Genomic DNA, 25,936 nt, shown 5'->3' on the forward strand with positions numbered 1-25,936 from the left:
AAGAAACTTACTGGCCTTGGTAGAAAAAAACAGCGCCGGCAAAGAGACGGGACCGGCGCAACCCTCCATTACCAAAGGAAAGAAAAATTGACGGAAACGGACATCTATGCCGCTTCCGTGTCGAATTGGGTAATTTGCTGCAGCTCACTCGCCACACCCAACCCCGCACTCGTTCCCATACCCGCCACAGGGGTTCCTGTGGCAAAAACAAACACGGGTTTTACAGGGGTGGTCGTCCCGGCCTGCGTTACTTTTTCTATAGAAGTAGTTTGCGGAGCAGCCTCATCATAGGTTGAAATCCCCAGAAAATCGTAAAAAGGGTCCCATGACAACAGGGCTGTGGTATAGAAAAAGATAGACAGTAACGCGAACGAGCCGGGATGATCCACATGGGAGTTAACCGTCAAGGTGAGCAATATGAGTGCACAGCAGATCAGCAGACGACTTACCCGGTCGGCATGACTCAGGTTTGGGCTGGTCTTCATAGGCATCAAAATTTTTACCAAATCAATCATATTGTTCCCATTGTTTCGTTCTAGGCAGCAAAGCCTGGACTTCCCATCGAATACTCCATGTCGTACTGCGTGTGTCCCACGCTCGAAAGAGTTTCAATACACCCTCGTAACCCCAACTCTTTACAACGCAAGCGCGTGAACGGGTGGGAGAGTAGTCTGGCGTCCCGATAGGAAGTCGCTACTAACCGGCTGCCCTCAATCCCTATATAGCAATCCTTATGCCAACTTTATTTTTTGTTAATTATCAATTAGATAGAGCGATATTTGAGTTGAATAACAGGAAAGATCCGAGGTAACTGTCGCCAGATTGCGACAGCCATACAAGAAAGCCAGCCAAGCAAATGATTTTATTGAATTAATTCCTGTCGCTGAGGCGCGACAGATGATATCTACTCATTTTCCATGGTGTCTGTGCGTTTAAAGAAAGCGGGATCGATATTATGGCGATTCAGTAGGCGATAAAACTCGGTACGATTGCGCTTGGCCAATCGTGCAGCCTGGCTCACTTTACCCGAAGTGATTTGCAGTAACTGACACAAATACTGTCGCTCAAAACGACCTCGCGCTTCGGCATAGGACATAATTTCGTGACTGGGATTTTTTAAAGCCCGCTGCACCAACGAAGCAGGAATAATAGGGGTTGTGGTCAAAACGCACACCTGCTCCACCACATTGAGTAACTGCCTTACGTTTCCCGGCCAGGGTGCAGCCACCAGCAGCTCCATTGCTTCGGGGGAAAAAGCGGTGATTTTTTTCTTGGTTTTACTCACCACATTTTTCAAAAAATGCTGCGCTAACAATGGGATATCTTCCCGACGCATATTGAGAGCCGGCAAATCGATGGCTACAACGTTGAGTCGATAATACAAATCCTGACGAAATAAACCGTCCTCCATGGCTTTTTCCAAATCCTTATGGGTTGCGGAAATAACTCTTACATCCACTTCCACATCTTCGCTGCCACCGATGGGACGAACCCGGTTCTCCTGCAATACACGCAATAATTTTGCCTGCAAGGCCAAAGGCATATCGCCTATTTCATCCAGAAGTAAGGTGCCGCCATGGGCCGATAAAAACAAACCTTTATTATCTTTAATAGCGCCGGTAAAGGAGCCTTTACGATGCCCGAACAACTCTGACTCCAACAAAGCCTCGGGGATGGCACTGCAGTTTATTGCCACAAAGGGCTGATTGCGCCTCGGACTGGCCTTATGCAACGCATCGGCGATTAATTCTTTACCGGATCCACTGGGACCGTTAATAAATACACTGATGTTCTCCTGTGCAATCATACGCACTTGGCGCAGTATGTCCTCCATCGCCGGACTGCGGGTAACAATAGCATCGCGCCAGGAAGTATCACCGTCTTCTTCATCGGGCTTGATCACCGCAGACAGCTGTAAAGCCTTGTCGACTTTTTCAATGAGTTCCTTGCCGTCAAAAGGCTTGGAAAGAAAACTAAACACACCCCGGTTAGTAGCTTCCACCGCCTCGGGAATGGTGCCGTGCGCAGTTAATATGATGACAGGCAAGGAAGGATTCATTTCATGGATCACATCAAACAACTCCAAGCCGTCCATACCATCCATGCGCAAATCGGTAATCACCACATCGGGACGCACCACTGCCAATTTGGCGATGGCCTTCTCCGCACTCTCAACCGCATTGACTTCGTAACCGGCCGACTGCATTCTGATGGACATTAACCGCAACAAATCCGGGTCGTCGTCCACTAATAGGGTTTTGCCTCGAATCACTGTGCTGCTTCCTCTGGTTGATTTTGGCGTTGACTGATACTCTCCTCAATGGATTTCAAAGCCTCGAGTTTTTGTTCCAATTGCAACCTGAGCTGCTGTTCGTGACGCAATTTACGTCGTAAGTTGGTGGACTCCAGCTGGAATTTGGCTTTCTTGTCAATATCTTCCAGTAACACAAAAGCATATTCCCGCAGCGTTGGAGCATGTTCTTCACTCTCTTCGATAAATTCAATAAGAATGTTTTTGGCTTTCCTGGCGTCATGAAAATGTGCCGTGGGTAAACTCAAGAGCATGGCGAGTTTAAAGCGGCTGCGCACCGTAGGCTCGCTGACATTGAGTCCACTGATTTTTTCATGCTCCCGGGTTATTTCCGGCTTGGTCAACTCGGCAATAAAGCGCGAATAACGCATCAAGGTTAACAGGGTTTCTTCATCCGAAGGATTGACGACCGCCATACTGCTTTTGGCTTCTTCCCGCGCCAATCGTTCACTTTCCTTTAGTTGCTGTTCATATGAAAACTCAGCCACTGGAGCCGGTCGCTCCAACATGGATTGATTGAGCACCTCGCAAGCAGCTAGAAATATAACGACAGTAACACTTATAATTATTTTCAAATACATATACAACGTCATGCAGCCCCCTGAGCCACGTCCAACGGCAATCGCAAGGATACATGCGCTCCCTTTATATTCTTCTCATTGACAGCGATCTGACCACCGTGCGCTTGCACATAGTCCCTGGCAATTGACAGTCCCAATCCCGTTCCCTTGATGTGCCCTTCAGCAACCGATTCACCTTGGTAGAACGCCTCAAAAACCCGCTCTTTTTCCCAGGAATGAATCCCCGGCCCGGCATCGCGAATGTCTACCGCCACGCTGTTTTCCAATTTTCTCACCGCAATCTCAACTTTTCCTTGTCGAGGAGAAAATTTTACGGCATTTGAAAGCAGGTTATCAAACACCACTCGCAATTTTTCTTTGTCACCGCGGATAGAAACCGGGTCAAATCGTACATTTAACCGCAGTTGCTTCGACATTATGGCTAATTTCTGATCGGCTATCACCCGACGCATGAGTTTGTCCAAAGGCACTCTATCCTGGTGTAAATCCGGTTTTTTCAGATGCGCCACGCTAAAATTCAGTAGATCTTCAATTAAATGCTGCAATTGTGCCGTATTAGAACCTAAAATTTGCACCACCTCCTTTTGTTGCGGTTTCAACTGACCCACCAACCCATCCGCCAATAAATCCGTACCTTCACGCAAAGCGGTTAAAGGCGTTTTCAACTCGTGCGACACATGGCGCAAAAACTTCACTTTCTCTTCTTCCACCTCTGCCAAACGTTGGCGTAACCAGTTTAAACGCTCTCCCAAAGACTCCAAATCTTGCGGTCCCGCCACCTGGATGGGGGTAGAAAGTTCCCCATCGCCGAGCTTGCGTATGGCCTGGTCAATTTGTGCAATCGGCCGAGAAATCAAAATGGTAAACCCCAGCACAATCAGCACCACAGCCGGAATCACTGTTAAGCCAAACCAGAAAATGAGTTTTTGGGCTTTACCTGCCAAATCGTACATCTCTTGCACTTCCCTATCGATGACGGTTTGACTGCCGTTCAATATTTCCCGTGATCCCGAAGCCAGTTGCTCAAACCCGGCAATTTCCGCCTTGCTCTTTTCACTGTTGTAGGGATTGTTTTCCATCACCCGCAGAATTCGCGACTCTATACTGTTTAACTGCGTCAGTTGAAATCGAACTGTTTCCTCCAAGGGAAACGTTAACAAAGTGGCCACCGTCTGCTGAAATTTGTCATGCGCTTCTCGATACGCCTTAAACAATGCCACATCCCCCAGCACTTGATATTGCCGGGCCGCGCGTTCCATAACCGTTACCTGCTCCACTAACATACGGCTACTTTGAGTCGCAACAGCGGCTTGATACACTGCCCGCTGACTTTGATCCGCCATCTGGTCCGCATACCAGGCGGCCAGACCCAATGCCACCAACAGGGGTAACACCACAAAGGCAAAACCGAGCAGAATCAGTTTTAGAAACGACTTTGGGCGGGGTAGACTAAAATTTAACTTGCGGTTCATAGGCTCAAACCAGAAAATTAGCAGTGTCTCTCCACTGATTGGCGCTGACAGCGAGCGGTTGGGAATGTACATCACACTCTGTTTTTAACCCACCTATTCTACCGTGTCTCCCTACTAATTAACCACTATACTTTAATTTTTAATATCAATCACTTAACTTTCAAGCTCGAAACTCGTTCGAAATACGGCCCAGAAAAACCGACTCCATCTTGAGGAAAAAAGTCCAGTGGATGCGAATAACCCACCTGGATTAAACAAGGTGTCCCTTTATTATTATACAATTAAACTTTTCAGGACGTACTGAAACCCATGGAACAGACGCTCGAAGTCAAAAACCTGCACAAAAACTTTAAGAAACTCAATGCTGTAAACGGAATATCCTTTTCTATTCCCGCCGGCAGCTGTTTTGGCTTACTTGGACCCAACGGCGCAGGCAAAACCACTACCATAGAAATGCTGGAAGGCATTCAGCAAGCCAACAGCGGAGAAATCCTCTATAAAGGGCAATCTCTTGGGGATCGCTTCCGTGCCGAAGCCGGCATCATGTTCCAATCGACCGCCTTACCTGAATTTATTACTGTACAGGAAACTCTCGATTTATTTTCCAGCTTGTATGAAAAAACGGCTGCCATCGACACCTTGATCGATAAATGCGCACTATCCGAGTTTTTACAGCAGGACACCCAAAGCCTGTCCGGAGGACAAAGACAACGGGTATTGTTAGCCATTGCTCTGATTAATGACCCGGAAATCATATTTTTGGATGAACCCACCACCGGACTTGATCCTCAGTCCAGACGTAATTTCTGGGATTTAATCAATCAAATCAAACAGGACAACAAAACCATTCTGATTACCACCCACTATATGGAAGAAGCCCACGCCCTATGCGATGAAATCGCCATTATGGATCATGGTAAAATCATCGCCCGTGGCTCTCCCAAGGAACTGTTAACCAGCCACTTTAGTGACACTGTATTGGAATTCCACAACCGGGACGCCGAAGCCGCCTGCAAAAGCTTAGGACTGCACCCCATAGCCCATGGCGAGCACTTTTCCGTGACCACTCCCGATGTTAACCATACCCTGGAACAACTGATGCAAAAAGGCGTTTCCCTGAACCAAATGAATGTACGCCACGCAACCCTGGAAGACTTGTTCATTGAATTGACGGGCAAGGAGTTGCGATCATGAATCTAAGACGCTTTAATGCGGTGTTCATCGCCCGTAATTTGGAATTTTACCGCGATCGTTCAGCCTTAGCCTGGAACATTCTTTTCCCGGTATTGCTGGTATTCGGCTTTGCCTTCGCCTTTTCCAACAAGTCTATGGATGTCTACAAGGTAGGGCTCATGGGTGAAAGCGCCACCATCGCCAAACCGCATTTTTTGGAGGCCAAGTATATACAGTTTATACCTGTGAGTGACCAGGAAACCGCTCTTCACAAGGTAGCGCGCCACCAACTCGATATGCTGCTAAACACAGACACCCGGCAATACTGGATTAACCCCGAGTCACCCAAAGGCTATGTCCTGGAGCGCATGTTCCACGGTACTGAATTGCTGGCACGAAACAAGGATACAGCGTACAAAAAAGGCGAAATCAGCGGCAAGCAAGTACGCTACATCGATTGGCTGGTTCCCGGGATTCTCGGCATGAACATTATGTTCAGCGCCTTATTTGGTATCGGCTATGTCATAGTGCGCTACCGAAAGAACGGAGTTTTAAAACGTCTTAGCGCCACGCCCTTAACTGCACTGGAGTTTCTAAGCGCCCAAATCGCTTCACGCTTGGCACTCATCACCGTGATCACCATGGGTGTCTATGCAGGAGTGGATTTTTTCCTGGATTTCAGCATGGCAGGCTCCTATGGCACCTTGTTCCTACTGTTTTTGCTGGGCACGGCCAGCATGGTCGCCATGGGCCTCATTGTAGCCGCCCGGGTCAGTAACGAGGAATTAGCCGGTGGTATATTGAATATGATCAGTTGGCCGATGATGTTTCTTTCCGGCGTTTGGTTCTCTTTGGAAAATCTGGACCCAGTGGTTAAGCAGTTGGCGCAGGTCTTTCCTCTGACCCATATGATTGACGGCGTCAGAGCGGTGATGATCGACGGAAAAACTTTACCGCAGCTCATTCCTGAAATTGCGACTCTGAGCATCATGACCCTGGTATTTTTGCTGATAGGTGCTGTGGCTTTCCGTTGGAAGTAATCCCTAACTATGACTTCAAACTCTATGACTCCAAACTCGCTTCAGCCTGCTTCACCAATGCCTGCAATCGAGTTTGAGCCAGCAACCGCGCCTCTTCCAGCTCTTCTTTAGAAGATCTTTTTGCCACATAAACCGGCTCACCTACTACAATTTGCACGCGCGCAAACGGTTTGGGGATCAGAAACTGATCCCATGAGGAAAGTTTCCAGTAGCGATCAGCAGCAAAGGCAATGGGTAAAATAGGCGCTCCTGTGATTTGCGACAACAGGACCACGCCGGCTTTGAAATGGAAAACAGGTCCGGTAGGACCATCCGGCGTATGTATTGGAGACACCTTATCCTGGGTAACTAAGCGATACAAATCCCGGATTGCTGCAGCTCCGGTACGTGTTGCCGAACCCCGTACTACGCCAACCCCCCAAGATTGTACCAAGCGCGCCGGAAGTTCCCCGTCCACTGAAGGACTAATTAATACGCCGACACCCAAACCTCGTCGCACCAGTTGTACCATGTAGTAGAAACAAAAAAGAATTTGCTGGTGCCAATAACAAGGGATAACCGCTTGGCCTTGCTGCAGAAACGGCCTTACATGCTCGTCACCCTGCACGGCCTGTACACGGCAACTAAACCATATGAACCGTATGATGGCAGATAACACCGGCTTGGCGAACCAATATGCCAAACGCCGGCCTGTGGTCATTTTTCTCACATTAATCCTCTAGCAATGCAAAAACATACCAACTGAACCCACCTCAACTGGATTTTGGTCCACTTTGCAGCCCAAAACTCCGTTTTCAAGATAAATCCAGGTAATTGACATTTTTTCCCGAAGCGTGCGCCGGGGCCGCCATTTTAACCGAACTTGGGTTATAATACCCCGCCATTTGAGCGGCCTACTTACAATACTTTGGACATCCTATGACTTTCCCCACAACCTTGATAGAAGCGATACAACAGAACAAAACCGAACAAAATAAAATCACTTTTATTCACGGTTTCAATTCGGAAACTCACTTGTCTTATCCCCAACTGTATGAGAAAGCATTGCAACGGCTGTGGGTATTTCAAAGCCGAGGCATTCAGGAGGATCATCATGTCATTATTCACAGCAATGATTTGCAGGAATTTCTGATCAGCTTCTGGGCCTGTATTTTGGGCGGTATTGTTGCTGTTCCCGTTGCTGTGGGTATTAGCGACGAGCACCGGGGAAAACTGGTGCGTATTTTCAAAAGACTCAATCACGCACAATTAGTCACCAACGAAAAACAAATAGACATGTTATTGAAGTTCCTGGACGCCAAACCCGATCTGGATCTAAGCCCAAAACAATTACGCGACGCCGCCATACTGCTGGAGCAACTCCCCGCCGAGGGTGACAAAGCCGAACCCGCGGCAATTACGCCGGATCGCATTGCGTTTATCCAGTTTTCCTCCGGCTCTACCCGGGAACCCAAAGGCATCATGCTAAGCCATGCCAATCTCTTGGCCTGCACTAAAGCCTCCGGGGACCGCAATGGTTATAGCGACAAGGAGACTTTTCTCAGCTGGATGCCTCTAACTCACGACATGGGTTTGATAGGGTTTCACCTGTTCCCAACTGCCTATGGCATGTCCCATTACCTGATCCCCACGGATTTGTTTAGCCGGCGCCCGCTAATTTGGCTGAAAAAAGCCAGCGAGCACCGCGCCACTGTTATTAACTCACCCAACTTCGGCTATAAGCACTACCTGAAAGCCTATCGCAACAAGCCGGATACCACCCTGGACCTCTCCAATGTGCGTTACATCTATAACGGTGCCGAACCCATCTCTGTGGATTTATGTGAAGATTTTATGCAAACCATGCAAGCCAGCGGCCTGGCAGAACAAAGTATGCAACCGGTATACGGCCTGGCAGAAGCCACTTTAACCGTAACCATGCCTGAGCCGGACACCGGATTAAAATATGTTTGCGTCGACCGACACCAATTGAAAATCGGCGACCGCATTAAACCTGCAGAACGTAGCGACCCGGACAGCTTGGCCTTTGTTATTGAAGGACCAAATATCGATTCCTGCGAAATCAAAATTACCGATGAAGACAATAACCGCCTCGACGAAAATCACGTAGGTGAAATCCAAATCCGTGGTGCTTCAGTGACCCGTGGCTTTTATCGAGATGAGGCCGGTACGGCCGAGGCCTTCACCGGAGATGGCTGGCTCGACACCGGCGATGTGGGCTTTATCCAAAACGGTGAACTGATTATTACCGGACGCACTAAAGACATAATATTCGTCAATGGCCAAAACTATTATCCCCATGACTTGGAAACCATTGCCCTGAATGCGGATCCCTATCTGGAGTTGGGAAAAATCGTCGCTTATGGCCTGACTCAGGACGTTGCCAAAGACAGCGAATTGATATTTTTTGTAGTGTTCCGCAACGATTTGAAAATGTTCGTCCCTCTGGTAAGAAATATCAGCCGTACCATTAATGAGCAAACGGGTTTAGTCGTCTCCAAAGTCATTCCTGTCAACCGAGTCCCCAAAACCACCAGCGGTAAAATTCAAAGGCATCACCTGGGAGCCGCTTATATCAACGGTGACTTCAACGAGCCGCTGGAACAGCTACAGACCCTAATGGCACCCTTCCGGCAAGATGCCATTGACAACGCAAACAACACTGAAACCGTGGACGTAAACTCCACAGAAGCGTATCTGCTGAAGATCTTCAATGAAGCTATGGAGAGCAAAACCTTAGGAAAGAACGATAATTTATTCGAAATTGGTATCAGCTCCCTGGCACTGACGGAGTTGCATGAAAAAATTGATGTTGAATATCCTGGACGTTTGGATTTGACCGATCTATTCGATCTACCCACCATAACAGAAATCGCCAAACGGATAGACACAAACACCTGACAAACGCACAACGCAGGGTAAAACCGTGTGCAATAGCAACAACGGATATTTAGCACCGCACCGCAAGGTTATGCATCAAGCGGTGCCATCTCAAAATCCGACTTTGATACCCCACAATCGGGACACATCCAATCGTCCGGAATATCGCCCCACAATGTTCCGGGCTCGATTCCTTCTTCCGGCAGCCCTTCCGTTTCATCATAAATAAATCCACAAACCTGACATTGCCACCGCTTCATAAGACTCTGCTCCCATTACGCATCAGTAAGCAGTGTAGATCCATTCCTCACTGCTGACAATTACTGAACCGTTTTTGCAACAATTGCTGCTACAAAAATAGCCGTAACAATTTTGTAACTAAATAATATCACACCCCATTTTTAGGATATAGTTAGATAACATTACCACGCATCATTTTAGTGTAAATCTTTAACCAACAGTCGGTTTCCACGACTGTAAGAAACCAACACCGAATACCAAAATAAAACAGGTGAAAACATGAAATACTTCCATATGCCCAACATAAAAACCTATGCCAGCGGTTTACCCGTGCTGATTCTTTTCGCCGCCATTGCAGGATTTTCTGCACCGGTGCTGGGGGATAACAGCAGCACATTAATATTTGGCGTATTGGCCGGCTTGCTCATTGGTCACTTAGTGGGAGTGACGGTTCCAGGTCGCCCCAGCGATGGCCTCCAAGAAAACGTAAAAACCATCTATGTAGGCAATCTCTCCTTTAACGCCAACCGCCATGATCTGACCAATCTGTTCAAACCCTATGGAGCGGTACATTCATCCCGTATCATGATTGATCGCGCCACCCGAAAATCTCGCGGCTTTGGTTTTGTGGAAATGAGCGCCACCAATGCAGACGCCGCCATCGCAGCACTGGATGGCATCGACTTCAGTGGGCGTAATATCCGAGTCAATGAAGCCACGCAACAAACACCGCATCACCGCCGCTAAGCAATAGGCAGATACCAAATAAAAACCCCCCGGTAGCTATGCTGCCGGGGGGCTTTTCGCTTTAACAACAATCTTGAATTACAGATCTTTAACCGTTAACTCTTCAGCGGTCGCGTTAAGAAAGCCGTATTTGGCGTAAATACCCTGCGCGGCCTCGGTAGCCAGATACTGCAAATAGCGGTTGGCATTTTCTGCGTTTCGAGCTTCGTTCAAAGCACCGATAGCATAAGCCACTTCTTCCTGCTTGTTGTAGGGAGCCGGGATGCTGACACCATCAATTTTTCGGCCTTCGGCTTTAGCGTGTACCACTTCGGTGGTCCATACAATGCCTACATCGGCTTCGCCGTTTTCAATGCGATGAGGAGTTTCGCGGTGATGGCGCGAGGTAAACCAGGTTTTGCCGGCAACCGCCCAACAGCTCTTACATTTAGCACCCGCGGTTACTTTGTCATACAAATTGAGATCTTTGAGCATGGCTGAACCGTAGAACTTGAAGATACCTTCGGTTAAAGGGTTTGGATGCGATTGAACCAGATCATCCCGCCCCAAGTCCTCTGGACCTTTAATACCTTTGGGATTGCCTTCAGCCACCATCAACTCCAACTTATTGTGAGTGTAAACGATGTGCTGGCTCATACGGCCTTTTTTCTTCAGCTTTTTAAGATGGTTGATATTTACGCTGGCGAACAGATCCGGATTTTGGTTGGTGTCCTGACCATCAATCTGACCTTGCGCCAAAATCTGTTTTTTCAAAATTTGGCCTGGGGGAATGGTTTCTACATAAACGGTTTTGATATCCGGGTTTTTACTTTGGAAGTCTTTGATCAGCTCTTCCATAACCATGAACTGGTTTCCAGCCAAATACATAACCAGATCCGCGGTATAAGAATCACCAATTTTGCCGTAATCGATCTTACCATCGGTGTGGAAAGTGCGGTAGTCGTGCCCGTGACCGGCATCTTTCTCTTCCGCTTTTGCGTGGCCATCGTGGCCGGCCATTTTTCCGCCCCCGGTGGAAGCACACCCGACAACCAAGCCGGCAGTAAACAACGCCGTTGTTATGGATTTTGCAATTGTATTCATTACCTCTCCCTTACGTGAGTTATAAACAAATATATAGTTATAGACATACTTTAAGTTTGATCCCCTAAACTTGCATCCTGGGTTTCAAACAATGGAAACTCAGGAATTATGGCACGTCATGATACCAACAAGTCCAACTTTCACAGCATGTATGGACCGCAGTGTAATGCATCCCTCTCTGTAAAAACACACTTGTATGACAAACCACTAAATCAGCCGGCCGTATGAACAAGGTGTGTGGACGATCCTGATATTAATCTTAATACAAAGAAAGGAAAATAAATCTAGGGCAAACCCTAGAACGGTAACTATAGGAGAGTTTTCCAGTCCCGCAATACGGGACTGGAGGGTTATATTAGTTTATTAAAATATTATCGATCTGGTCCATGTCGTTAGTGACTTTCCATTTTCCACCACCCGACTCCACTCTGATCTGCCATTCCTGTAAACGATCCAGGTACTCTTGAGGATTGAAATTATCCGTACGCAGTTTCGTTACGTTTAAAGCAATAACATCATAACCTTTGAGTTTAAATTGGATGTCACGATTATAGCGTTTATCCAATTCTTCCTTTAAGTCAGAAAAAATCAAAATGGTCTTTTGTCCCGGATTTTTTTCATTTAAATATTCCGCCGCCTGCAAAATACCTCCGGTGATATCGGTGTAAGAAGCCGGTTTAACGCTTTTCACAAACTTGTTAATTTCTTCTTTGAATATACGTTTTTGTTGATTGGCTTTACTGGGCCGGTCATCAAAGGTCACCTTAGCCACAATGTCCTTCTCGCTGAAACTGCCCGTATCGATTCTGGCCACGGCAAAAGAATCACCGGGATACAGCTTTGACAACAAGACATTGATAATCTGCTGCGCCTTGCGCAACTCTCTGGTATACGTCCCGGAGGTATCTATTAACATATATACGCCACGTGCATGAGAGGTAGGGCCGGTGGACGCCTTTTCCTTTTCGTCCTCACCCGAACACCCACTGAGAACACCTATCAATACCAGCAGAAAAGCCCAAAAAACTTTAGCCATAACATTAGGCATCAGGACGCCTCCTTCATAACGGCCTGTTCCAACTTCCTTTGTCGCGGCCCTGAGGCAGCCACCGGCCGGGGTTTGTTTTTAACCATTTTCTCCAGCCACAGAGGCATAAATACCAGCAGATCAAACAAGTGCACCATCAAATTACCCAAATGCAAGAACCCGTTACCCGTGATTCGTAAACCAAAGGCGCCGACGCGAATCAAGGCCACCGTTACCCCCCCCATCACGGAACGCAAGGAAGAAACAAAGGTTTCCAATGGGATTGCCACAAAAGTCAAAGCAAAAGGTAAAACAAAACCCATACCCATTTGCGCCACGGTGGTTATCCATAAATAACCATTATCCACAGCTTCTGCTGCTCCCCCTCTTAACAAGGCGGATGTCGCGAGTTCATCTTGTACCAACAATTCACGCATGTACGCCAGCCCGGCTTCAACAAAAGCCAGTGACAGTAGAATGGTAAATGTAAACCAAATCATTTTGACTCGAATATAGTCCTTTAATGAACCAATAGCAGGAAACAAACGAGTAATACGCATACACTCCATGAGAAACAACCCCATGGTGATTTCCACCAAAATAATCACCATGGCCGCAATGTTTGCCACTTTATAGTCCATGATATACGTATTACCGCCCACCATTTCTGCCATGGGACGGGCAATGAGACTGAAGTTGATCATGGCGCCACCGACCGCTATCAATAACACAAAGGTGGACGTAAAAAAATGTTTGAAGGAGGACTCGGACAACTCCCGAACGGCCCGGTCGGTTCCGTTAATGATCTGTTCATAGTCATCCATATAACGGTCTATGATCTTGGCGCGCTCCAATAGAGCAGTGACATTCTTGTCAGCCGTGTTGACTACTTCCAGCATTTTACGCCAGGAAGGCACCATATTTTTCAGTAACTGGTGCCGTTCTTTGCGGGAATTGCGGTATTCCTCTGTAGTGTTATTGTGAGCCTTTACCAGAGAACCGTGAATATCTTCCAGGATATCCGCAACTATGGGGTCACTTTTCGCCGGAATCTTAGCGACGGCATCGACTGCATTAACCCAACCCGGCGGCGGAGGCGGAACCTCGGCACTGAGTTTGTAATCGTCTTCCAGCTTAGTAATTTCTTCCAATACACGCCGATTCAACGTGGGCGTATCAGCCAGTTCCTTCTTCACCGCTGCGCTAATGCGTTCAAATTCTCGCTCCAGCTCACGCTCCTTAGCTTCACGTCCGGCTGCCAACAAAACTTCCTTATTACGCAGCGCGACTTTGTGTTCCAAAGGGACCAAAGTACGTGCAGACATACGAAAACCATTACGGAGGATCCGGCATAAGGACAAAATGGTTTTGTGAGCCGCATCTCTGGCCATATAGAGAAATAGTGTCAGCAGGAAAAACCAGACAATTCCAGAGACCACCGGGCTGGAACCAATTTGTAAATCCGAGAACGACATAACAACCTCCGTCTGTTTGACGAGTATAGAGTGTATATAATACAAACAATTCAGTGCCCGCCAAAACACTAAATCGACCTTGTCCCTGACTAAACATCAAGCGCCACAAACGGCGCAAGGGTCGGCAAACCCTTGTTGAAAACCCAGCATTTACTGTGCCGATCCTCGGTCGACCCGTTAAGAAAAAACGGGTGTGAAAAGCACCAACACCACGAAAACCAATGATTTATCCAACTGCAGGCACCCTAAAACCACAGGGCTTTACAAGTAACTAGGCGAAATCCGACAAAATAACGTACAATCCACCAGCGGCTAGTCACAGGCTACTAGGTGCGGCCAACACGGAATTTTTCAAGAACACGCCCTGTGGAACAAAACTCATGCGCATTGAACCAATGATATTACGAACCCATCGTTTTCGAGCTTACAACCGTGGGGGTTAGAGCCATGGGAGTTAGAACCATGGTTACAACCGGGGTTGACATGAGCGTTACAACTGAGCCTGCCATAACGCCGAACCCCCATGGAAATGACGCAATCGTATTGCAAAATAATGGCCTATTCATACCCGGTTCGCAACATTGGCGCGGGTCTTAATTGACATAGCAGCTGTACACTATTTAACCATCCCTTGATGAATTCGTCCACCCACACATTCTTTGCCACCGCCGCTAAAGGCTTAGAGCCCTTAATTGCCGATGAGTTGCAATCTTTTTCCGCAAAAAATATTCAGCTCAGCGGAGGTGGCGTGAGTTTTAACGGCTCCATGGAACTGGCCTACCGCATGTGCCTCTGGTCTCGGGTTGCCAATCGGATTTTGTTGCTGCTAAAAACATGCGAAGTACAGGATATGGAAGCATTGTACGATGCGGTCTACGCACTGGACTGGTCACAACATTTTGGCGCCCACAACAGTATTGCCGTGGATTTTGTCGCCAAACACTCCTTTGTGCGCAATAGCTTATTTGGCGCCCAAAAAACCAAAGACGCCATTGTGGATCAATTCCAAAGCAAACTGGGGCAACGTCCCAATGTGGACCTGCAATCGCCTGACATACGTATTAACATGTTTATGAAATCCAACCGGGTCAGCCTAAGCCTGGACTTATCGGGTCATAGCTTACACCAACGGGGTTATCGCCAAAATAAGGTGAAAGCTCCCATCAAAGAAAATCTGGCCGCTGCGATTTTGCGACGTGCCGGCTGGCCTGACATAGCCGCTAAGAACGGTGGCTTACTGGACCCCATGTGTGGCTCCGGCACATTCCTGATCGAGGCCGCCCTCATGGCTGCCAATATTGCCCCCGGCCTTTACCGCAGGGACTTTGGCTTCACCCATTGGAAACAGCACGATGCGTCCTGCTGGAATCAATTGCTGGAACACGCACAACAGCAGCAAGTGGAGGGTTTGAAAAGCCTACCCAAAATCTTTGGCTATGACCGTGACCCGCGCGCCATCAAATCAGCAAAACTCAACATCCGCGCCGCCGGTCTGGAGGATTATATTGATGTAGGGCAACAGGAACTGTCGCAACTCCATGGTGAACCCAACCTGACTCCCGGGCTGATTCTCACCAACCCCCCATACGGTGAACGGCTTTCGGAGAAAAACCACTTGCCGGAACTGTTTGAATTGCTGGGAAACCAATTAAAAAGCCACTTTTCACAGTGGAAAGCCACCATTCTCTGCGCGGATGCAATCTTGGGCAAGCGCTTGGGTATGCGCAGCCACCGAATCCATACGATCTATAATGGCCCTATAGAATGCAAATTATTGCATTTCAACATTGATCCCCAATGGTTTTTCAGGGAACCTCACCACCTGACCCCGGATATGAGCGCCTTGGAAAACGAGCAGGCACTCATGTTTAAAAACCGCCTGGAAAAAAATCTCAAACGCCTCAAACCCTGGATACAAAAAGAAAACATTCAAGCATACCGCGCATACGATGCCGATCTACCCAATTACAATGTAGCCGTGGATGTGTATCACAGCGACATAATTCGGGTTAATGTGCAGGAATATCAGGCACCTAAAACTATTGATGCCGGTATTGCCAAACAACGCTTGCGTGAAGCTTTGGCCATTGTTGGTGATGTGTTCCATATTCCATCGGAGCAGGTGTTTGTCAAAATCCGCCAACGCCAACGTCAACAGCAGCAATATGAGAAGTTCGGCGACAGTAAAGACTTTCATATTATTGAAGAAAACGGCGGTAAACTGCTGGTGAACCTAAAGGACTACCTGGATACGGGTTTGTTTTTAGACCATAGGCCCACCCGTTTAAAAATCCAGCAGCTTAGTAAGAAAAAGAGATTTCTAAATCTGTTTTGTTACACTGGAGCCGCCACTGTCCACGCCGCCTTAGGTGGAGCGACTTATACCTGTTCGGTGGACATGTCCCAAACCTATATTCAATGGGCTGGCAAAAACCTGGAACTCAACGGTTTTGCCCTACAAAACCATGAACTCATCCAGGCAGACTGCCTGCAGTGGCTTCGCAATTCCGTGAAGGGTGATTTTGATCTTATTTTTATGGATCCACCCACTTTTTCCAACTCCAAACGCATGAACCATGTTCTTGATATACAAAGAGATCATGGGGAATTAATCCAATATGCGATGAAACGACTGAAATCCGACGGTATGTTACTGTTTTCCACCAATTTTCGTAAATTTCAATTGTCGGACCCGCTACATGAACTCTTCCAAATCCTGAAAATGGAAGATAGCCTGCCTCCGGACTTTCGGCGCAATGGGAAAATCCACCAGTGTTGGCAGATTAGACATAAATAATAACTTAGTGTATTGATCAATTATTCATAATTCAATACCATGCGCTCTTGTTATCTCTGTGAAGTATATTTCCGCAGTATTGGATTGTTTCAATTTCTTGTTTATGTTTTTTTGCTGAACCGAGGGAATACCATTCCCTTGATGTAAGGAGGATTAGAATAGTGGGTGTATTAGTTGGCCGCAAGGCTCCTGATTTTACGGCTCCTGCCGTGCTGGGTGACGGTTCCATCGTTGATAACTACAATTTTACCGAGACGGTGAAAGGAAAATACGCAGTTGTATTTTTCTACCCGCTCGATTTCACGTTTGTTTGTCCGTCCGAGTTAATTGCATTTGACCATCGTTTGGATGAATTTAAAAAACGCGGCGTGGAAGTCATTGGTGTTTCCATTGATTCCCACTTCACCCACAATGCCTGGCGCAATACGCCAATCAACAGCGGCGGTATTGGCCCGGTGGGATACACTTTGGTTGCCGATATGACACATGCCATTTGCAAAGCCTATGACGTGGAAACACCGGATGGCGCTGTCGCCTTCCGCGGCTCCTTCCTTATCGACCGTGACGGGATGGTACGCCACCAGGTCATAAATGACTTGCCTTTGGGACGAAATGTTGATGAAATGATACGCATGGTTGAGGCCCTGCAGTTTACCGAGGAACACGGCGAAGTTTGCCCGGCAGGCTGGAACAAGGGCGACAAAGGTATGACAGCCACTCCGGATGGGGTGGCCACTTATTTGGCCGCAAACGCGGACAATCTATAGAATCTCGCTTCTCGCTAAGTGAGGACCCCGGCGGGATTGCCGGGGTTTTTTATTGCCTACCGCAAAGTAAAAATCATTCGTCGCCGGGTTTCCATACACCAAATGCCTCATCTTCCACTGCCGCCGGTGCAGCGACATCATCAAACACATGCTGAGCAAATCCCAATAACTGGTTTAAATACTCACTTTTTTCATCGTAGTCTCCCGGTTGCTCCCCCACCACATAACCCAAAACCGCAGCAAGATATTGCACTGCAAACCCGGGATCATTGGCCCTGGCGTCAACTTTTACCAGTGCCTGTTGCAGGTCGTGAATCAATTCATCGGATATTTGCAGTTCGCTCATTGGGTTACCTTTGTAAGCTGTGTCAGCTTTGTCATTAATAAATCTACTTAACGGGTCGCTATTTTAAACCGATTCTGTTCCTGTCGGACTTTTTCATCCACCAGCTTATTCAGTCTCCCGGTTTCCTGTAATTTCAGGGCATAGCGAAATTGACGTTCCACCTGATCTTTCACTTTGTCAAATTCGCGCTCTTGGATGGCGGGCTCTTCCAGTGTTTTGAGAATCACCAGGCCGTCCTTGGTTTCCAGGGGACCGGCCACGGTGCCTTTAGGCAACCGTACAGCGGTGTTAAACACTATTCGCTCCAGATCCGACTCTGCTTTCCAACCAAGATCCCCGCCCTTGGCCGCATTCTCCTTGTCGTCAGAATGTTTTTTTGCCGCTGCAGTAAAATCCGCTCCGGGTTTCCTCAGTTGTATGACCAGCGCACTAAGCTGGTCCAGAATTTTCTGTTTCTTTGCCGCATTCGCCGGCTTTTTCTTCAGGATCAGAGCCAACCTCAATTTTTTATCCGCAAACTGCGCCTTGTTTTTTTCGTAGTACGCTTTCAGCGACTCTGATGTTACCTGCTGCTGTATGTAGTCTTCAAAATAGTTATTGATCAGGATTTGATTGCGTCGATCCTTGACATGCGACAACGCCTTGGCCTGACCGGACCACTGTTGCTGTAAAATAGTTTCCGCCAGCGCATTGCGCACAATTAAAGATCTCACAGCACGCTCTCGTTTTTGCTTGTCTGACTCAGCAATATTCTTGTATTGCAGATAAGAATCCACATCGGCCTGAGTCAAAGAAAAATCGTACAATGGTTTAGCATTGGCGGCGGGTGCGTTCGCGCCTTGATTACAGGAAACCCCCATGACAGCCAGACAACTAAACAGCAAAGATTTGTAGATATTGTTATTCATAGCTAACACCTGTTTTACGGCCAAACTAATACTTACATAAAATTTTATGCCCCTGACACCATATCCTTTGGTGGTAATTGTAAATAAAACCCTTGTTCCTTGATTTGTTGCATGACCTGCCTTGGGTCAGCTAACGCCAGAGTTTTTCGTTGCGCCAGATTCAATTGCATAACAAACTCCAACTGTCCCAACAACCCCGCCAGCGACTCCGGCAAAGCGGAAAACTCGCCTTCTTTATCCAGATAAACATATGTATCCGGCTTTCGCAAACTTTTGTATATGTAACACAACATAATACTGATACCGCCTATGGCTGTGTTGAGTCGTCAACCGCTTTATCCCTGGCAACGGTTTTTTTCGCGGTTGCTGCGGAATCGGTTTGCTGGGTAGCCGCCGGCTTGGCAGATGTAAGTTGTTTGGGCTGCAGCGGAGTTTTTCCGTCTTTGGACTGTACTGCCCCCTGAGATGAGCGTTTCGTGTTGTGCGAATTCACCTCGGATTTAACTTGCGCCTTGATTGTGTCGCTCCCCGTTCCTGATTCCTTAGCGGTTTTAGCTTTAGCGGTTTTAGCTTTAGCGGTTTTAGCGGCCTTCGTCTTCTCAGTTATCGACTTCGTTGCTTTAGCCTTTTTCGTTGCCGACTTTGTGGCAGTCGGCTTTGAAACCGTATTCAAGGGTGCTTGCGCAGCTACCGGTTTGGCCTTCACCGTTTCAAAGGTTTGTTCCACCAACATTTTGTCCCGCAGCCAGTATTGAAACCGCCATTGCCCTTCTACCAGTTCATAGTCGTGATCCAAGCTGTAACCAGACTGGTTTTCAACCGCACCGCCCACCACATCCAAGGTCACGGGATATTGATACGCCGACACGATGGATCCATTGGGCCGTGTTATTTGCGGATGGGTCACCACCAAACGCAAATCCACGGCAACCTGATCTTTGGGAAAGCCATCGATCCTAAATTTAAATCCAAATAGACGCCCCTGTTCCAAGGGAATCCTCTCGGTGCTTTTGAGCAAAACCACTGTACCCACGGTACGCGTATAACCGGTGGGAGTAGATAAATTACGTTCACGTTGCATTCCGTCCGCTTTTCCGTAATATCCAAACTCCACCACTTCACCCGCAATAGACCCGGGTTTATCAGCCTCCACATCCTCATCTGCGGCGAAGCATTGGACGCTGAAAAAACTCAGTATTAACGCAAAAAAATACCGCTCCATTGTTCACTCCCTGAAACTCTAAGCAAAGATCTCCTGGGGATTGTATTGATTTGGGAGGCAGGTGTCTATTTTGGACCAACAAAGTTAAGCCGCACCGACAGGTGTCTGTGCTTGCGGACAGTCCAACTGGACCCGGGTGACCGGGGGATCCGGATGATCCAAACGCACAGCCGTCAATGCACCTCCCCATAAACAACCACTATCCAGACCGATGACCCCATCGTGATGATAATAACCCAAGGTCGACCAATGCCCAAAAACCACCTGCTCTGCGCGACTGTTCCGATGGGGAATCTGGAACCAGGGATGGCAACGTTCCGGTTGAGTCCCAACGGGCCCTTTGCTGGATAGGCACAATCGCCCGTCCATATCCGAATAACGCAGCCGTGTCAGACAGTTGGTGATGAACCGCAGGCGCTCCCATTGCTTCAGACCATCATGCCATTGCAGCGGTTGATCGCCATACATGTGTTGGAAAAACTCTTCATGTCGCTCGGATCGCAACACTTGCTCCACTTCCTGCGCCAGCTTTTCCGCCTGTGGTAACGACCATTGAGGCGCCAACCCCGCATGAATCATGGTGAAACCCAGAGCCACATCCCGGTGCAACAAGGGCCTGTGACGCAACCAGTTCAGCAACTCCCGCCGCCTGTCACTGGCAAGAATATCATCCAAGGTGTCGTCACGCCGTTTGCGGCTTTGTCCGCAAGCTACCGCCAGTAAATGCAAATCGTGGTTACCCAACACGGTAACCGCACTATCCCCAAGGTCTTTTACAAACTCTAAAACCGCTAAAGACTCGGGTCCACGGTTCACTAAATCTCCGGTGAACCATAAGGTGTCCTTTGTGGGCGTGAAATCCAGTTTTCGCAGTAACTCCATTAACGGCTGATAACAGCCTTGCACGTCTCCGATTGCGTAGATTGCCATGGGAAAATTTATGCCATCCGGTTTTTAAAATTTGATAGTATAAGCACGAATGAAGATTTTAGTACCTACCACAGCACCTCGCCGCACCTGGTTGCTACTCAGCTTGCTCTGTTTCGTAGTATCTATTGCTATCGGTCTGATTATCATCAGCATTTTAAATCGCGGCACCGTCAACCACGGCTTGACCCCGATAGTACAGTTCTTCCCCCTGTTTAAACTCATGTGGGCAGACAACCCCACTGCCGCCTTGTGGTTTCTACTGCGCAAATCCGTTTTTACCCTGGCTCACCAGGACCCACGCAGCGGACTCAATCTGTGGACTTATGAGTTTCACACACTAAGCCTGCTGGTCTACCTGATCACCTGTACCCTATTGGGCCGGATGTTGTTAGCGCTGCGCCAGACACAACAAACACTAATCGCGTATGGGCAAACGTTTCTTGCGGCCACCTTAATTCTGCTCTCCATGTCTTATATGACATCCATCGAGCACTGCTCCGGTGCCACCTGGGTCGGCTTTGTGGCTCTCTACGGCTTGGGTTTTGATGAGTTTGAACTCTATCCCGCGTGGCAGTGGCTGTGCGCGCTCATCGGTATGGCATTGCTCGCCTGGCAATGGCTTAATCAACAACGACTTAGATTGCGGGTTTAAACCTTTCTGCCGTTCATCTTTAAGTAAACATATAAAACAAAAATGCACCCAGCACCAAGCGATAGATGACAAAGGGCAACATACCGATTTTTTCCAACAATTTGAGGAAAAAGTGGATACATAAATAAGCCGTAATTCCCGCCAGTACCGTACCCCACACTAATGCCTGCCAATCCACAGCGGCATTCTGCTCGACCAAATCCTTAACCACCAACAAACCGGACAAGAATATTACCGGTATGGACAATAAAAAGGAAAACCGTGCTGCGGCTTCCCGGCTCAAACCCAAAAATAAGGCTGCCGTCATAGTGGCACCGGAACGGGAAGTTCCGGGGATCAAGGCCAGGGCTTGTGCACAACCGATAATCAACACATCTTTCCAGCCAATGCTGGTTTCATCGCGGTTACGCTTGCCGCTCACGTCCGCTGCCCATAACAGCAAACCAAATATCACTGTGGTGCCGGCTAATACCAATGGCGAGCGCAGATTTCCCTCGATAAAGCCTTTAAAAGCCAAACCGGCAAGACCGGCGGGTATGGTTCCAAACAACACAGCCCAGGCCAAACGGCTATTGGTCGTTTGTTGTCGGGTTTTAAGCGATACCACCCAATCCACACTCATCGCTTGTACTTCTTGACGAAAATAAAGTACCACTGCACTCAAGGTGCCCACATGTACAGCGACATCAAATGCCAAACCCTGGTCCGGCCAGTCCACCAGTCGCGGCACCAATATTAAGTGAGCCGAACTGGATATGGGCAAAAACTCTGTCAAGCCTTGTACTAAGGCCAAAACGATAATCTGAATCAGTTCCATCCCAGTTCTCCCAGATTTATTTTTATGTACCGGTCTATTTTTTTTGTGCCAAAATTCGAGCCTGACGTCCATTCACTAAAGGCGTGTTTTCCAGCACCGTATAGCCGCATTGTTGCAGCAGAAACTCCAAATCCGCACTGCTAAAACGGTTGTGCTCGATAAAATGCACAAACAAATCCTCCAACTGCTCAGCAGGTGTTTGCGCTGCAAACACATCCAGGTCGGTATTTTGTAAATAGACGTGTAAGGGCGCTCTCACCCAGTCCAGGATATAAACCAAAGCACCCGGTTTCAGGCAGCGTTGCAATTCCAATAGTGTTTTGACCGGTTGATGCATTTCGTGTAATACCACCGACGCCACAGCAATGTCCACGCTGTTATCTGCCAAGGGCAAATGGGGATCATGCAGATCAGCACTAATGATTTGGGCATTTGGCGGCAGTTTCTCCACCGCATTCAGCATATAGTCGGCACATTCCACCCCGTAAACGTGTACGCCTGGATGACGCTGCAACACCGCATGCAAAAACATACCCGGCCCCGTACCCAGATCCAGCACCACTCCGGCAGACGGGAGTGCCGGTGCCAACTTGTCCCGCCAGTAGGCCCAAAAGTCCTCGTTAAAACGGTTGCTGAAAGTTTCTTTCATGAGCTGTGCAAACGCTTCGCCATCACGATGGTGTTTAGCCAGCATCTCCTGGGTTTTTGCTACGGTTTGATTCATGGATTCCTCGATTACAATAAACATACTTACAGATTCGCCCGCAGATCCTGCAAGCTAAAACCCAGTAATGGCTCCTCCCAAGCTTTGGTCAAAGCCATCACTTTAAACAACTCCCCCATCTCGCTGGGCAAGGTCAGCAGCTTGACCTGCTGACTGAGCCGTAAATATTCTTTGGAGTCCGGGTCATGCCGACTCATAATGTCAGCCAAGCCGGTGGCCATTAAAAAATAGCACTGGCTGTTGTATCCGGCGACGTTGAATCCTGCTGCCACACCACAATGGGCAACTGCCGTAAAATCCACATGAGCGGTAATGTCCTGTAAGCCCGGATACACAAAGGGATCCGGATGGCTGCGATGCCGATAATGGCACATTAATGTTCCGTCACCGCGCTGGGAATGATAGTACTCCTGTTCGCTGAAACCGTAATCCACCAACAGCACCAGACCCCGATCCATTATGGCCCCGATGGAGTGGATCCACGATTCCATCGCCAAGTTTATCTCGCTGACATAACCTGGAGCAAAATGGCGGGACAAGGATTCTAAGCGATCGGCCAGTGCAGCACTGCCGGGTTCACCCCAGTGTTCGATAAATCGTTGCCCGTTCCACTGCACATACATTTCCTGCAAGTCTGCATCCAGGTTCGCACGGACCCGGTGTACCGGCATGGCATCCAAAAGCTCATTGGCAAGAACAATTCCGTTAAATGGATGCGCCGGCAATTGCTCTATCCACTGCACCCGATCCATAAGATGGGGTAAGCGTTGTTTGAGTGTTTGTTGCTGGCGTTGACGCAGATCGGCGCTGAGTTCCAGTATCCAATACTGCTGTGGAATATGGTCTAACCGTTCCAATTCGGCCAACAACTCTGCGGCCATTTTACCGCTGCCCGCCCCTACTTCTAAAATCCGAGCCGAATCTCCCAAGGCCGGCAGCACCGCGTGACACTGACGTGCCAGACATTGGGAAAACACCGGCGACATTTCCGGCGCCGTAACAAAATCACCCGATTCCCCGAATTTTTGCGCACCGCTGCTGTAGTAACCCAAACCGGGGGCGTACAAAACCAAGCCCATATAATCCGCAAAGCTTAATTGCCCCCCGCCAAGTTCTATACTCTTACAGATATGGTGGATTAGTTTTTCACTATGGGCCTGAGCCACGCTATCAGGAAGGGGCAGCTCCATAGCGCGTTGATAGCGAGTTCTTGCGGATGTGGATGTTGGTTTAAACGTGGAAATAGGTACTACCTCTATGAAAAATCTTCAGGTACGCTGTGCTTCGCCGCCAAGTCACTCGCGAGCTGCCATAATTTGAGTTACAGTAATAAAAAACCTAGGAGTAAACGGTGGAGAATACCACAAACCCGGATAAAATCTCAGATTCCGATTCCAATAATGGCAAGTTAAAAGACAAAGTCATTCTCATCACCGGAGCCGCACACCGCATCGGCGCCCAGTTGGCGCGAACCCTCCATTCTCAAGGTGCCCGCCTGGTGTTGCACTACCGTTCTTCCAAGCAGGCGGCTTATCGCCTAAGTGAAGAATTGAATAATATCCGCAACAATTCTGTCGTCCTGGTACAGGAAAACCTGTTGGACACCGACAAATTAGGAGCGGTCATCAGCAATGCCGTATCCGCTTGGGGCCAATTGGACGGACTGATCAACAACGCCTCCACCTTTTACCCCACTCCCATTGGCAAAGTAGAGATATCCCAGTGGGACGACCTGATGGGCTCCAACCTCAAAGCGCCGTTTTTTCTGGCGCAGGCTGCGGCACCCCATTTACTCAAGACCCATGGCTGCATTGTTAACCTTGTGGATATTCACGCTGACCGGCCCTTAAAACAATACCCGATATATTCTATGGCAAAGGCAGGCCTGGTAATGTTAACCAAATCATTGGCCTGTGAGCTGGGACCGGAAATACGCGTCAATGGCGTCGCCCCAGGCGCTATACTGTGGCCGGAAGAAGAACTGGATGAAGTAACCAAACAAAGAATCGTATCCCGCACTTTTCTCAAGCGTCGCGGCACTCCCAACGATATTGCCCAGGCCGTCTTATTCCTGTTGCGTGACGCGCCCTATATCAGCGGCCATATCCTGACGGTAGATGGCGGCCGTTCGCTGAACAGTTGATCGATCCTCTATGAAACCTTACTCCGAATCCTGTGAGCAAAATCGCGCCCCTATTCTGGAAGTACTGCAGCAGGAAATCACCTCGCAAGCTCAAAGTTTGTTGGAAATCGGCAGCGGCACCGGCCAACACGCGGTCTATTTTGCCCCCCGGTTTCCCAAACTAAACTGGCAAACCAGCGATGTGGTGGAAAACCTACCCGGCATTCAAATGTGGCTGGACGAGAGCGCCAGTGAAAACCTGCCGCCACCCTTGGCATTAAACGTCCTCTCCCAATGGCCGTCAGGCAAATACGACCTTATATACAGCGCCAACACCACCCACATTATGTCGTGGGAAGCTGTACTGGCCATGTTTGCTGGAATGGCGGGCTGTTTAAACCCCCAGGGTAAGGTTGTGCTATACGGCCCCTTTAACTACGGGGGAAACTATACCAGCCCAAGTAATGCGCGCTTTGATGAATGGCTTAAGCAACGGGATCCTCGTAGCGGCATCCGGGACTTTGACGATCTGAATCACGTGGCACAGAAAAACGGCTTTAGCCTGCAACGCGATGTCGCCATGCCGGCGAACAACCGTATTTTGATCTGGCAACAAACCTGA

At 48.4% G+C, this 25,936-nt stretch carries 26 protein-coding genes; 9 read left to right on the forward strand and 17 right to left on the reverse strand.

What is annotated here, in order from left to right; genetic code table 11:
• Nucleotides 1-104 precede the first annotated feature (104 nt).
• From OEY58_14605 to OEY58_14620, 4 genes are all read right to left on the reverse strand, one after another.
• On the reverse strand, nucleotides 105-515 hold the full coding sequence (locus OEY58_14605; GenBank protein ID MDH5326684.1) for a DUF2892 domain-containing protein: 411 nt from the start codon (nucleotides 513-515) through the stop codon (nucleotides 105-107).
• 389 nt (nucleotides 516-904) lie between these two features.
• The gene (locus OEY58_14610; protein MDH5326685.1) at nucleotides 905-2,272 is read right to left on the reverse strand and encodes a sigma 54-interacting transcriptional regulator; all 1,368 of its coding nucleotides are present in this window, start codon (nucleotides 2,270-2,272) and stop codon (nucleotides 905-907) included.
• Nucleotides 2,269-2,904, reverse strand: a complete 636-nt coding sequence (locus OEY58_14615; GenBank protein ID MDH5326686.1) for a hypothetical protein — start codon at nucleotides 2,902-2,904, stop codon at nucleotides 2,269-2,271. Before OEY58_14615 ends, OEY58_14610 begins: the two co-directional genes overlap by 4 nt.
• Nucleotides 2,901-4,364 (reverse strand): HAMP domain-containing histidine kinase, encoded by a 1,464-nt coding sequence (locus tag OEY58_14620; GenBank protein MDH5326687.1) that lies wholly within the window; start codon nucleotides 4,362-4,364, stop codon nucleotides 2,901-2,903. Before OEY58_14620 ends, OEY58_14615 begins: the two co-directional genes overlap by 4 nt.
• 309 nt (nucleotides 4,365-4,673) lie before the next feature.
• On the opposite strand from OEY58_14620, the gene OEY58_14625 reads away from it, so the two are divergent.
• Together OEY58_14625 and OEY58_14630 are read left to right on the forward strand one after the other, a co-directional pair.
• Entirely contained in the window at nucleotides 4,674-5,558 is an 885-nt protein-coding gene (locus OEY58_14625; protein ID MDH5326688.1) for an ABC transporter ATP-binding protein, read from the forward strand.
• Nucleotides 5,555-6,577, forward strand: a complete 1,023-nt coding sequence (locus tag OEY58_14630; GenBank protein ID MDH5326689.1) for an ABC transporter permease — start codon at nucleotides 5,555-5,557, stop codon at nucleotides 6,575-6,577. The genes OEY58_14625 and OEY58_14630 overlap by 4 nt, the downstream gene beginning before the upstream one ends.
• Nucleotides 6,578-6,599: 22 nt before the next feature.
• Here OEY58_14630 and OEY58_14635 read toward each other — a convergent pair whose 3' ends face one another.
• The gene (locus OEY58_14635; protein MDH5326690.1) at nucleotides 6,600-7,277 is read right to left on the reverse strand and encodes a lysophospholipid acyltransferase family protein; all 678 of its coding nucleotides are present in this window, start codon (nucleotides 7,275-7,277) and stop codon (nucleotides 6,600-6,602) included.
• 218 nt (nucleotides 7,278-7,495) lie between these two features.
• Between OEY58_14635 and OEY58_14640 the strand changes: the two genes are divergently transcribed.
• Entirely contained in the window at nucleotides 7,496-9,478 is a 1,983-nt protein-coding gene (locus tag OEY58_14640) for a non-ribosomal peptide synthetase (GenBank protein MDH5326691.1), read from the forward strand.
• A gap of 68 nt (nucleotides 9,479-9,546) precedes the next feature.
• On the opposite strand, the gene OEY58_14645 is transcribed toward OEY58_14640, so the two are convergent.
• On the reverse strand, nucleotides 9,547-9,717 hold the full coding sequence (locus OEY58_14645; protein MDH5326692.1) for a rubredoxin: 171 nt from the start codon (nucleotides 9,715-9,717) through the stop codon (nucleotides 9,547-9,549).
• A gap of 424 nt (nucleotides 9,718-10,141) precedes the next feature.
• Between OEY58_14645 and OEY58_14650 the strand changes: the two genes are divergently transcribed.
• Nucleotides 10,142-10,444 (forward strand): RNA-binding protein, encoded by a 303-nt coding sequence (locus OEY58_14650; GenBank protein MDH5326693.1) that lies wholly within the window; start codon nucleotides 10,142-10,144, stop codon nucleotides 10,442-10,444.
• A gap of 78 nt (nucleotides 10,445-10,522) precedes the next feature.
• Here the strand turns inward: OEY58_14650 and OEY58_14655 are convergent, their stop codons facing one another.
• The 3 genes from OEY58_14655 to OEY58_14665 form a co-directional block, all read right to left on the reverse strand.
• Nucleotides 10,523-11,527 (reverse strand): substrate-binding domain-containing protein, encoded by a 1,005-nt coding sequence (locus OEY58_14655; GenBank protein MDH5326694.1) that lies wholly within the window; start codon nucleotides 11,525-11,527, stop codon nucleotides 10,523-10,525.
• Nucleotides 11,528-11,882: 355 nt separating this feature from the next.
• Nucleotides 11,883-12,443, reverse strand: a complete 561-nt coding sequence (locus OEY58_14660; GenBank protein MDH5326695.1) for a VWA domain-containing protein — start codon at nucleotides 12,441-12,443, stop codon at nucleotides 11,883-11,885.
• A gap of 131 nt (nucleotides 12,444-12,574) precedes the next feature.
• On the reverse strand, nucleotides 12,575-14,029 hold the full coding sequence (locus OEY58_14665; GenBank protein MDH5326696.1) for a hypothetical protein: 1,455 nt from the start codon (nucleotides 14,027-14,029) through the stop codon (nucleotides 12,575-12,577).
• A gap of 634 nt (nucleotides 14,030-14,663) precedes the next feature.
• Here OEY58_14665 and rlmKL point away from each other — a divergent pair.
• On the forward strand, nucleotides 14,664-16,826 hold the full coding sequence (gene rlmKL / locus OEY58_14670; GenBank protein ID MDH5326697.1) for a bifunctional 23S rRNA (guanine(2069)-N(7))-methyltransferase RlmK/23S rRNA (guanine(2445)-N(2))-methyltransferase RlmL: 2,163 nt from the start codon (nucleotides 14,664-14,666) through the stop codon (nucleotides 16,824-16,826).
• Nucleotides 16,827-16,987: 161 nt separating this feature from the next.
• A complete protein-coding gene (locus OEY58_14675; protein MDH5326698.1) occupies nucleotides 16,988-17,593 on the forward strand; it encodes a peroxiredoxin C in 606 nt (201 codons plus the stop codon).
• A 73-nt stretch (nucleotides 17,594-17,666) separates the two neighbouring features.
• On the opposite strand, the gene OEY58_14680 is transcribed toward OEY58_14675, so the two are convergent.
• The 5 genes from OEY58_14680 to OEY58_14700 form a co-directional block, all read right to left on the reverse strand.
• Nucleotides 17,667-17,939, reverse strand: a complete 273-nt coding sequence (locus OEY58_14680; protein MDH5326699.1) for a hypothetical protein — start codon at nucleotides 17,937-17,939, stop codon at nucleotides 17,667-17,669.
• Nucleotides 17,940-17,986: 47 nt separating this feature from the next.
• Entirely contained in the window at nucleotides 17,987-18,847 is an 861-nt protein-coding gene (locus OEY58_14685; GenBank protein MDH5326700.1) for a peptidylprolyl isomerase, read from the reverse strand.
• Between the two features lie 44 nt (nucleotides 18,848-18,891).
• Nucleotides 18,892-19,140: a YcgL domain-containing protein gene (locus OEY58_14690; GenBank protein MDH5326701.1), complete on the reverse strand. Its 249-nt coding sequence runs from the start codon at nucleotides 19,138-19,140 to the stop codon at nucleotides 18,892-18,894.
• 14 nt (nucleotides 19,141-19,154) lie between these two features.
• A complete protein-coding gene (locus tag OEY58_14695; protein ID MDH5326702.1) occupies nucleotides 19,155-20,069 on the reverse strand; it encodes a DUF3859 domain-containing protein in 915 nt (304 codons plus the stop codon).
• Nucleotides 20,070-20,153: 84 nt separating this feature from the next.
• Entirely contained in the window at nucleotides 20,154-20,999 is an 846-nt protein-coding gene (locus OEY58_14700; protein MDH5326703.1) for a symmetrical bis(5'-nucleosyl)-tetraphosphatase, read from the reverse strand.
• Nucleotides 21,000-21,048: 49 nt separating this feature from the next.
• Between OEY58_14700 and OEY58_14705 the strand changes: the two genes are divergently transcribed.
• Nucleotides 21,049-21,651 (forward strand): hypothetical protein, encoded by a 603-nt coding sequence (locus OEY58_14705; GenBank protein MDH5326704.1) that lies wholly within the window; start codon nucleotides 21,049-21,051, stop codon nucleotides 21,649-21,651.
• A gap of 19 nt (nucleotides 21,652-21,670) precedes the next feature.
• Here OEY58_14705 and OEY58_14710 read toward each other — a convergent pair whose 3' ends face one another.
• Genes OEY58_14710 through OEY58_14720 form a run of 3 tightly spaced genes read right to left on the reverse strand, consistent with a single transcriptional unit; the run spans nucleotide 21,671 to nucleotide 24,382 of the window.
• A complete protein-coding gene (locus OEY58_14710) occupies nucleotides 21,671-22,468 on the reverse strand; it encodes an undecaprenyl-diphosphate phosphatase (GenBank protein MDH5326705.1) in 798 nt (265 codons plus the stop codon).
• Between the two features lie 34 nt (nucleotides 22,469-22,502).
• Nucleotides 22,503-23,216 carry a class I SAM-dependent methyltransferase gene (locus OEY58_14715; protein MDH5326706.1) on the reverse strand — a complete coding sequence of 238 codons (714 nt, stop codon included), beginning with the start codon at nucleotides 23,214-23,216 and terminating at the stop codon, nucleotides 22,503-22,505.
• A gap of 2 nt (nucleotides 23,217-23,218) precedes the next feature.
• Nucleotides 23,219-24,382 carry an SAM-dependent methyltransferase gene (locus OEY58_14720; GenBank protein MDH5326707.1) on the reverse strand — a complete coding sequence of 388 codons (1,164 nt, stop codon included), beginning with the start codon at nucleotides 24,380-24,382 and terminating at the stop codon, nucleotides 23,219-23,221.
• Nucleotides 24,383-24,543: 161 nt separating this feature from the next.
• On the opposite strand from OEY58_14720, the gene OEY58_14725 reads away from it, so the two are divergent.
• Nucleotides 24,544-25,335 carry a pteridine reductase gene (locus tag OEY58_14725; protein MDH5326708.1) on the forward strand — a complete coding sequence of 264 codons (792 nt, stop codon included), beginning with the start codon at nucleotides 24,544-24,546 and terminating at the stop codon, nucleotides 25,333-25,335.
• Between the two features lie 10 nt (nucleotides 25,336-25,345).
• Entirely contained in the window at nucleotides 25,346-25,936 is a 591-nt protein-coding gene (locus OEY58_14730) for a class I SAM-dependent methyltransferase (GenBank protein MDH5326709.1), read from the forward strand.

This window comes from Gammaproteobacteria bacterium, from assembly GCA_029882975.1.
GTDB lineage: Bacteria > Pseudomonadota > Gammaproteobacteria > SZUA-152 > SZUA-152 > JAJDNG01.

Coding starts and splice junctions, on each gene's coding strand:
- OEY58_14605 (MDH5326684.1), bottom strand. CDS start 515: ATGATTGATTTGGTAAAAATTTTGATGCCTATGAAGACCAGCCCAAAC.
- OEY58_14615 (MDH5326686.1), bottom strand. CDS start 2,904: ATGACGTTGTATATGTATTTGAAAATAATTATAAGTGTTACTGTCGTT.
- OEY58_14620 (MDH5326687.1), bottom strand. CDS start 4,364: ATGAACCGCAAGTTAAATTTTAGTCTACCCCGCCCAAAGTCGTTTCTA.
- OEY58_14625 (MDH5326688.1), top strand. CDS start 4,674: ATGGAACAGACGCTCGAAGTCAAAAACCTGCACAAAAACTTTAAGAAA.
- OEY58_14630 (MDH5326689.1), top strand. CDS start 5,555: ATGAATCTAAGACGCTTTAATGCGGTGTTCATCGCCCGTAATTTGGAA.
- OEY58_14635 (MDH5326690.1), bottom strand. CDS start 7,277: ATGACCACAGGCCGGCGTTTGGCATATTGGTTCGCCAAGCCGGTGTTA.
- OEY58_14640 (MDH5326691.1), top strand. CDS start 7,496: ATGACTTTCCCCACAACCTTGATAGAAGCGATACAACAGAACAAAACC.
- OEY58_14645 (MDH5326692.1), bottom strand. CDS start 9,717: ATGAAGCGGTGGCAATGTCAGGTTTGTGGATTTATTTATGATGAAACG.
- OEY58_14655 (MDH5326694.1), bottom strand. CDS start 11,527: ATGAATACAATTGCAAAATCCATAACAACGGCGTTGTTTACTGCCGGC.
- OEY58_14660 (MDH5326695.1), bottom strand. CDS start 12,443: ATGTTAATAGATACCTCCGGGACGTATACCAGAGAGTTGCGCAAGGCG.
- OEY58_14665 (MDH5326696.1), bottom strand. CDS start 14,029: ATGTCGTTCTCGGATTTACAAATTGGTTCCAGCCCGGTGGTCTCTGGA.
- rlmKL (MDH5326697.1), top strand. CDS start 14,664: ATGAATTCGTCCACCCACACATTCTTTGCCACCGCCGCTAAAGGCTTA.
- OEY58_14680 (MDH5326699.1), bottom strand. CDS start 17,939: ATGAGCGAACTGCAAATATCCGATGAATTGATTCACGACCTGCAACAG.
- OEY58_14685 (MDH5326700.1), bottom strand. CDS start 18,847: ATGAATAACAATATCTACAAATCTTTGCTGTTTAGTTGTCTGGCTGTC.
- OEY58_14690 (MDH5326701.1), bottom strand. CDS start 19,140: ATGTTGTGTTACATATACAAAAGTTTGCGAAAGCCGGATACATATGTT.
- OEY58_14695 (MDH5326702.1), bottom strand. CDS start 20,069: ATGGAGCGGTATTTTTTTGCGTTAATACTGAGTTTTTTCAGCGTCCAA.
- OEY58_14700 (MDH5326703.1), bottom strand. CDS start 20,999: ATGGCAATCTACGCAATCGGAGACGTGCAAGGCTGTTATCAGCCGTTA.
- OEY58_14705 (MDH5326704.1), top strand. CDS start 21,049: ATGAAGATTTTAGTACCTACCACAGCACCTCGCCGCACCTGGTTGCTA.
- OEY58_14710 (MDH5326705.1), bottom strand. CDS start 22,468: ATGGAACTGATTCAGATTATCGTTTTGGCCTTAGTACAAGGCTTGACA.
- OEY58_14715 (MDH5326706.1), bottom strand. CDS start 23,216: ATGTTTATTGTAATCGAGGAATCCATGAATCAAACCGTAGCAAAAACC.
- OEY58_14720 (MDH5326707.1), bottom strand. CDS start 24,382: ATGGAGCTGCCCCTTCCTGATAGCGTGGCTCAGGCCCATAGTGAAAAA.
- OEY58_14730 (MDH5326709.1), top strand. CDS start 25,346: ATGAAACCTTACTCCGAATCCTGTGAGCAAAATCGCGCCCCTATTCTG.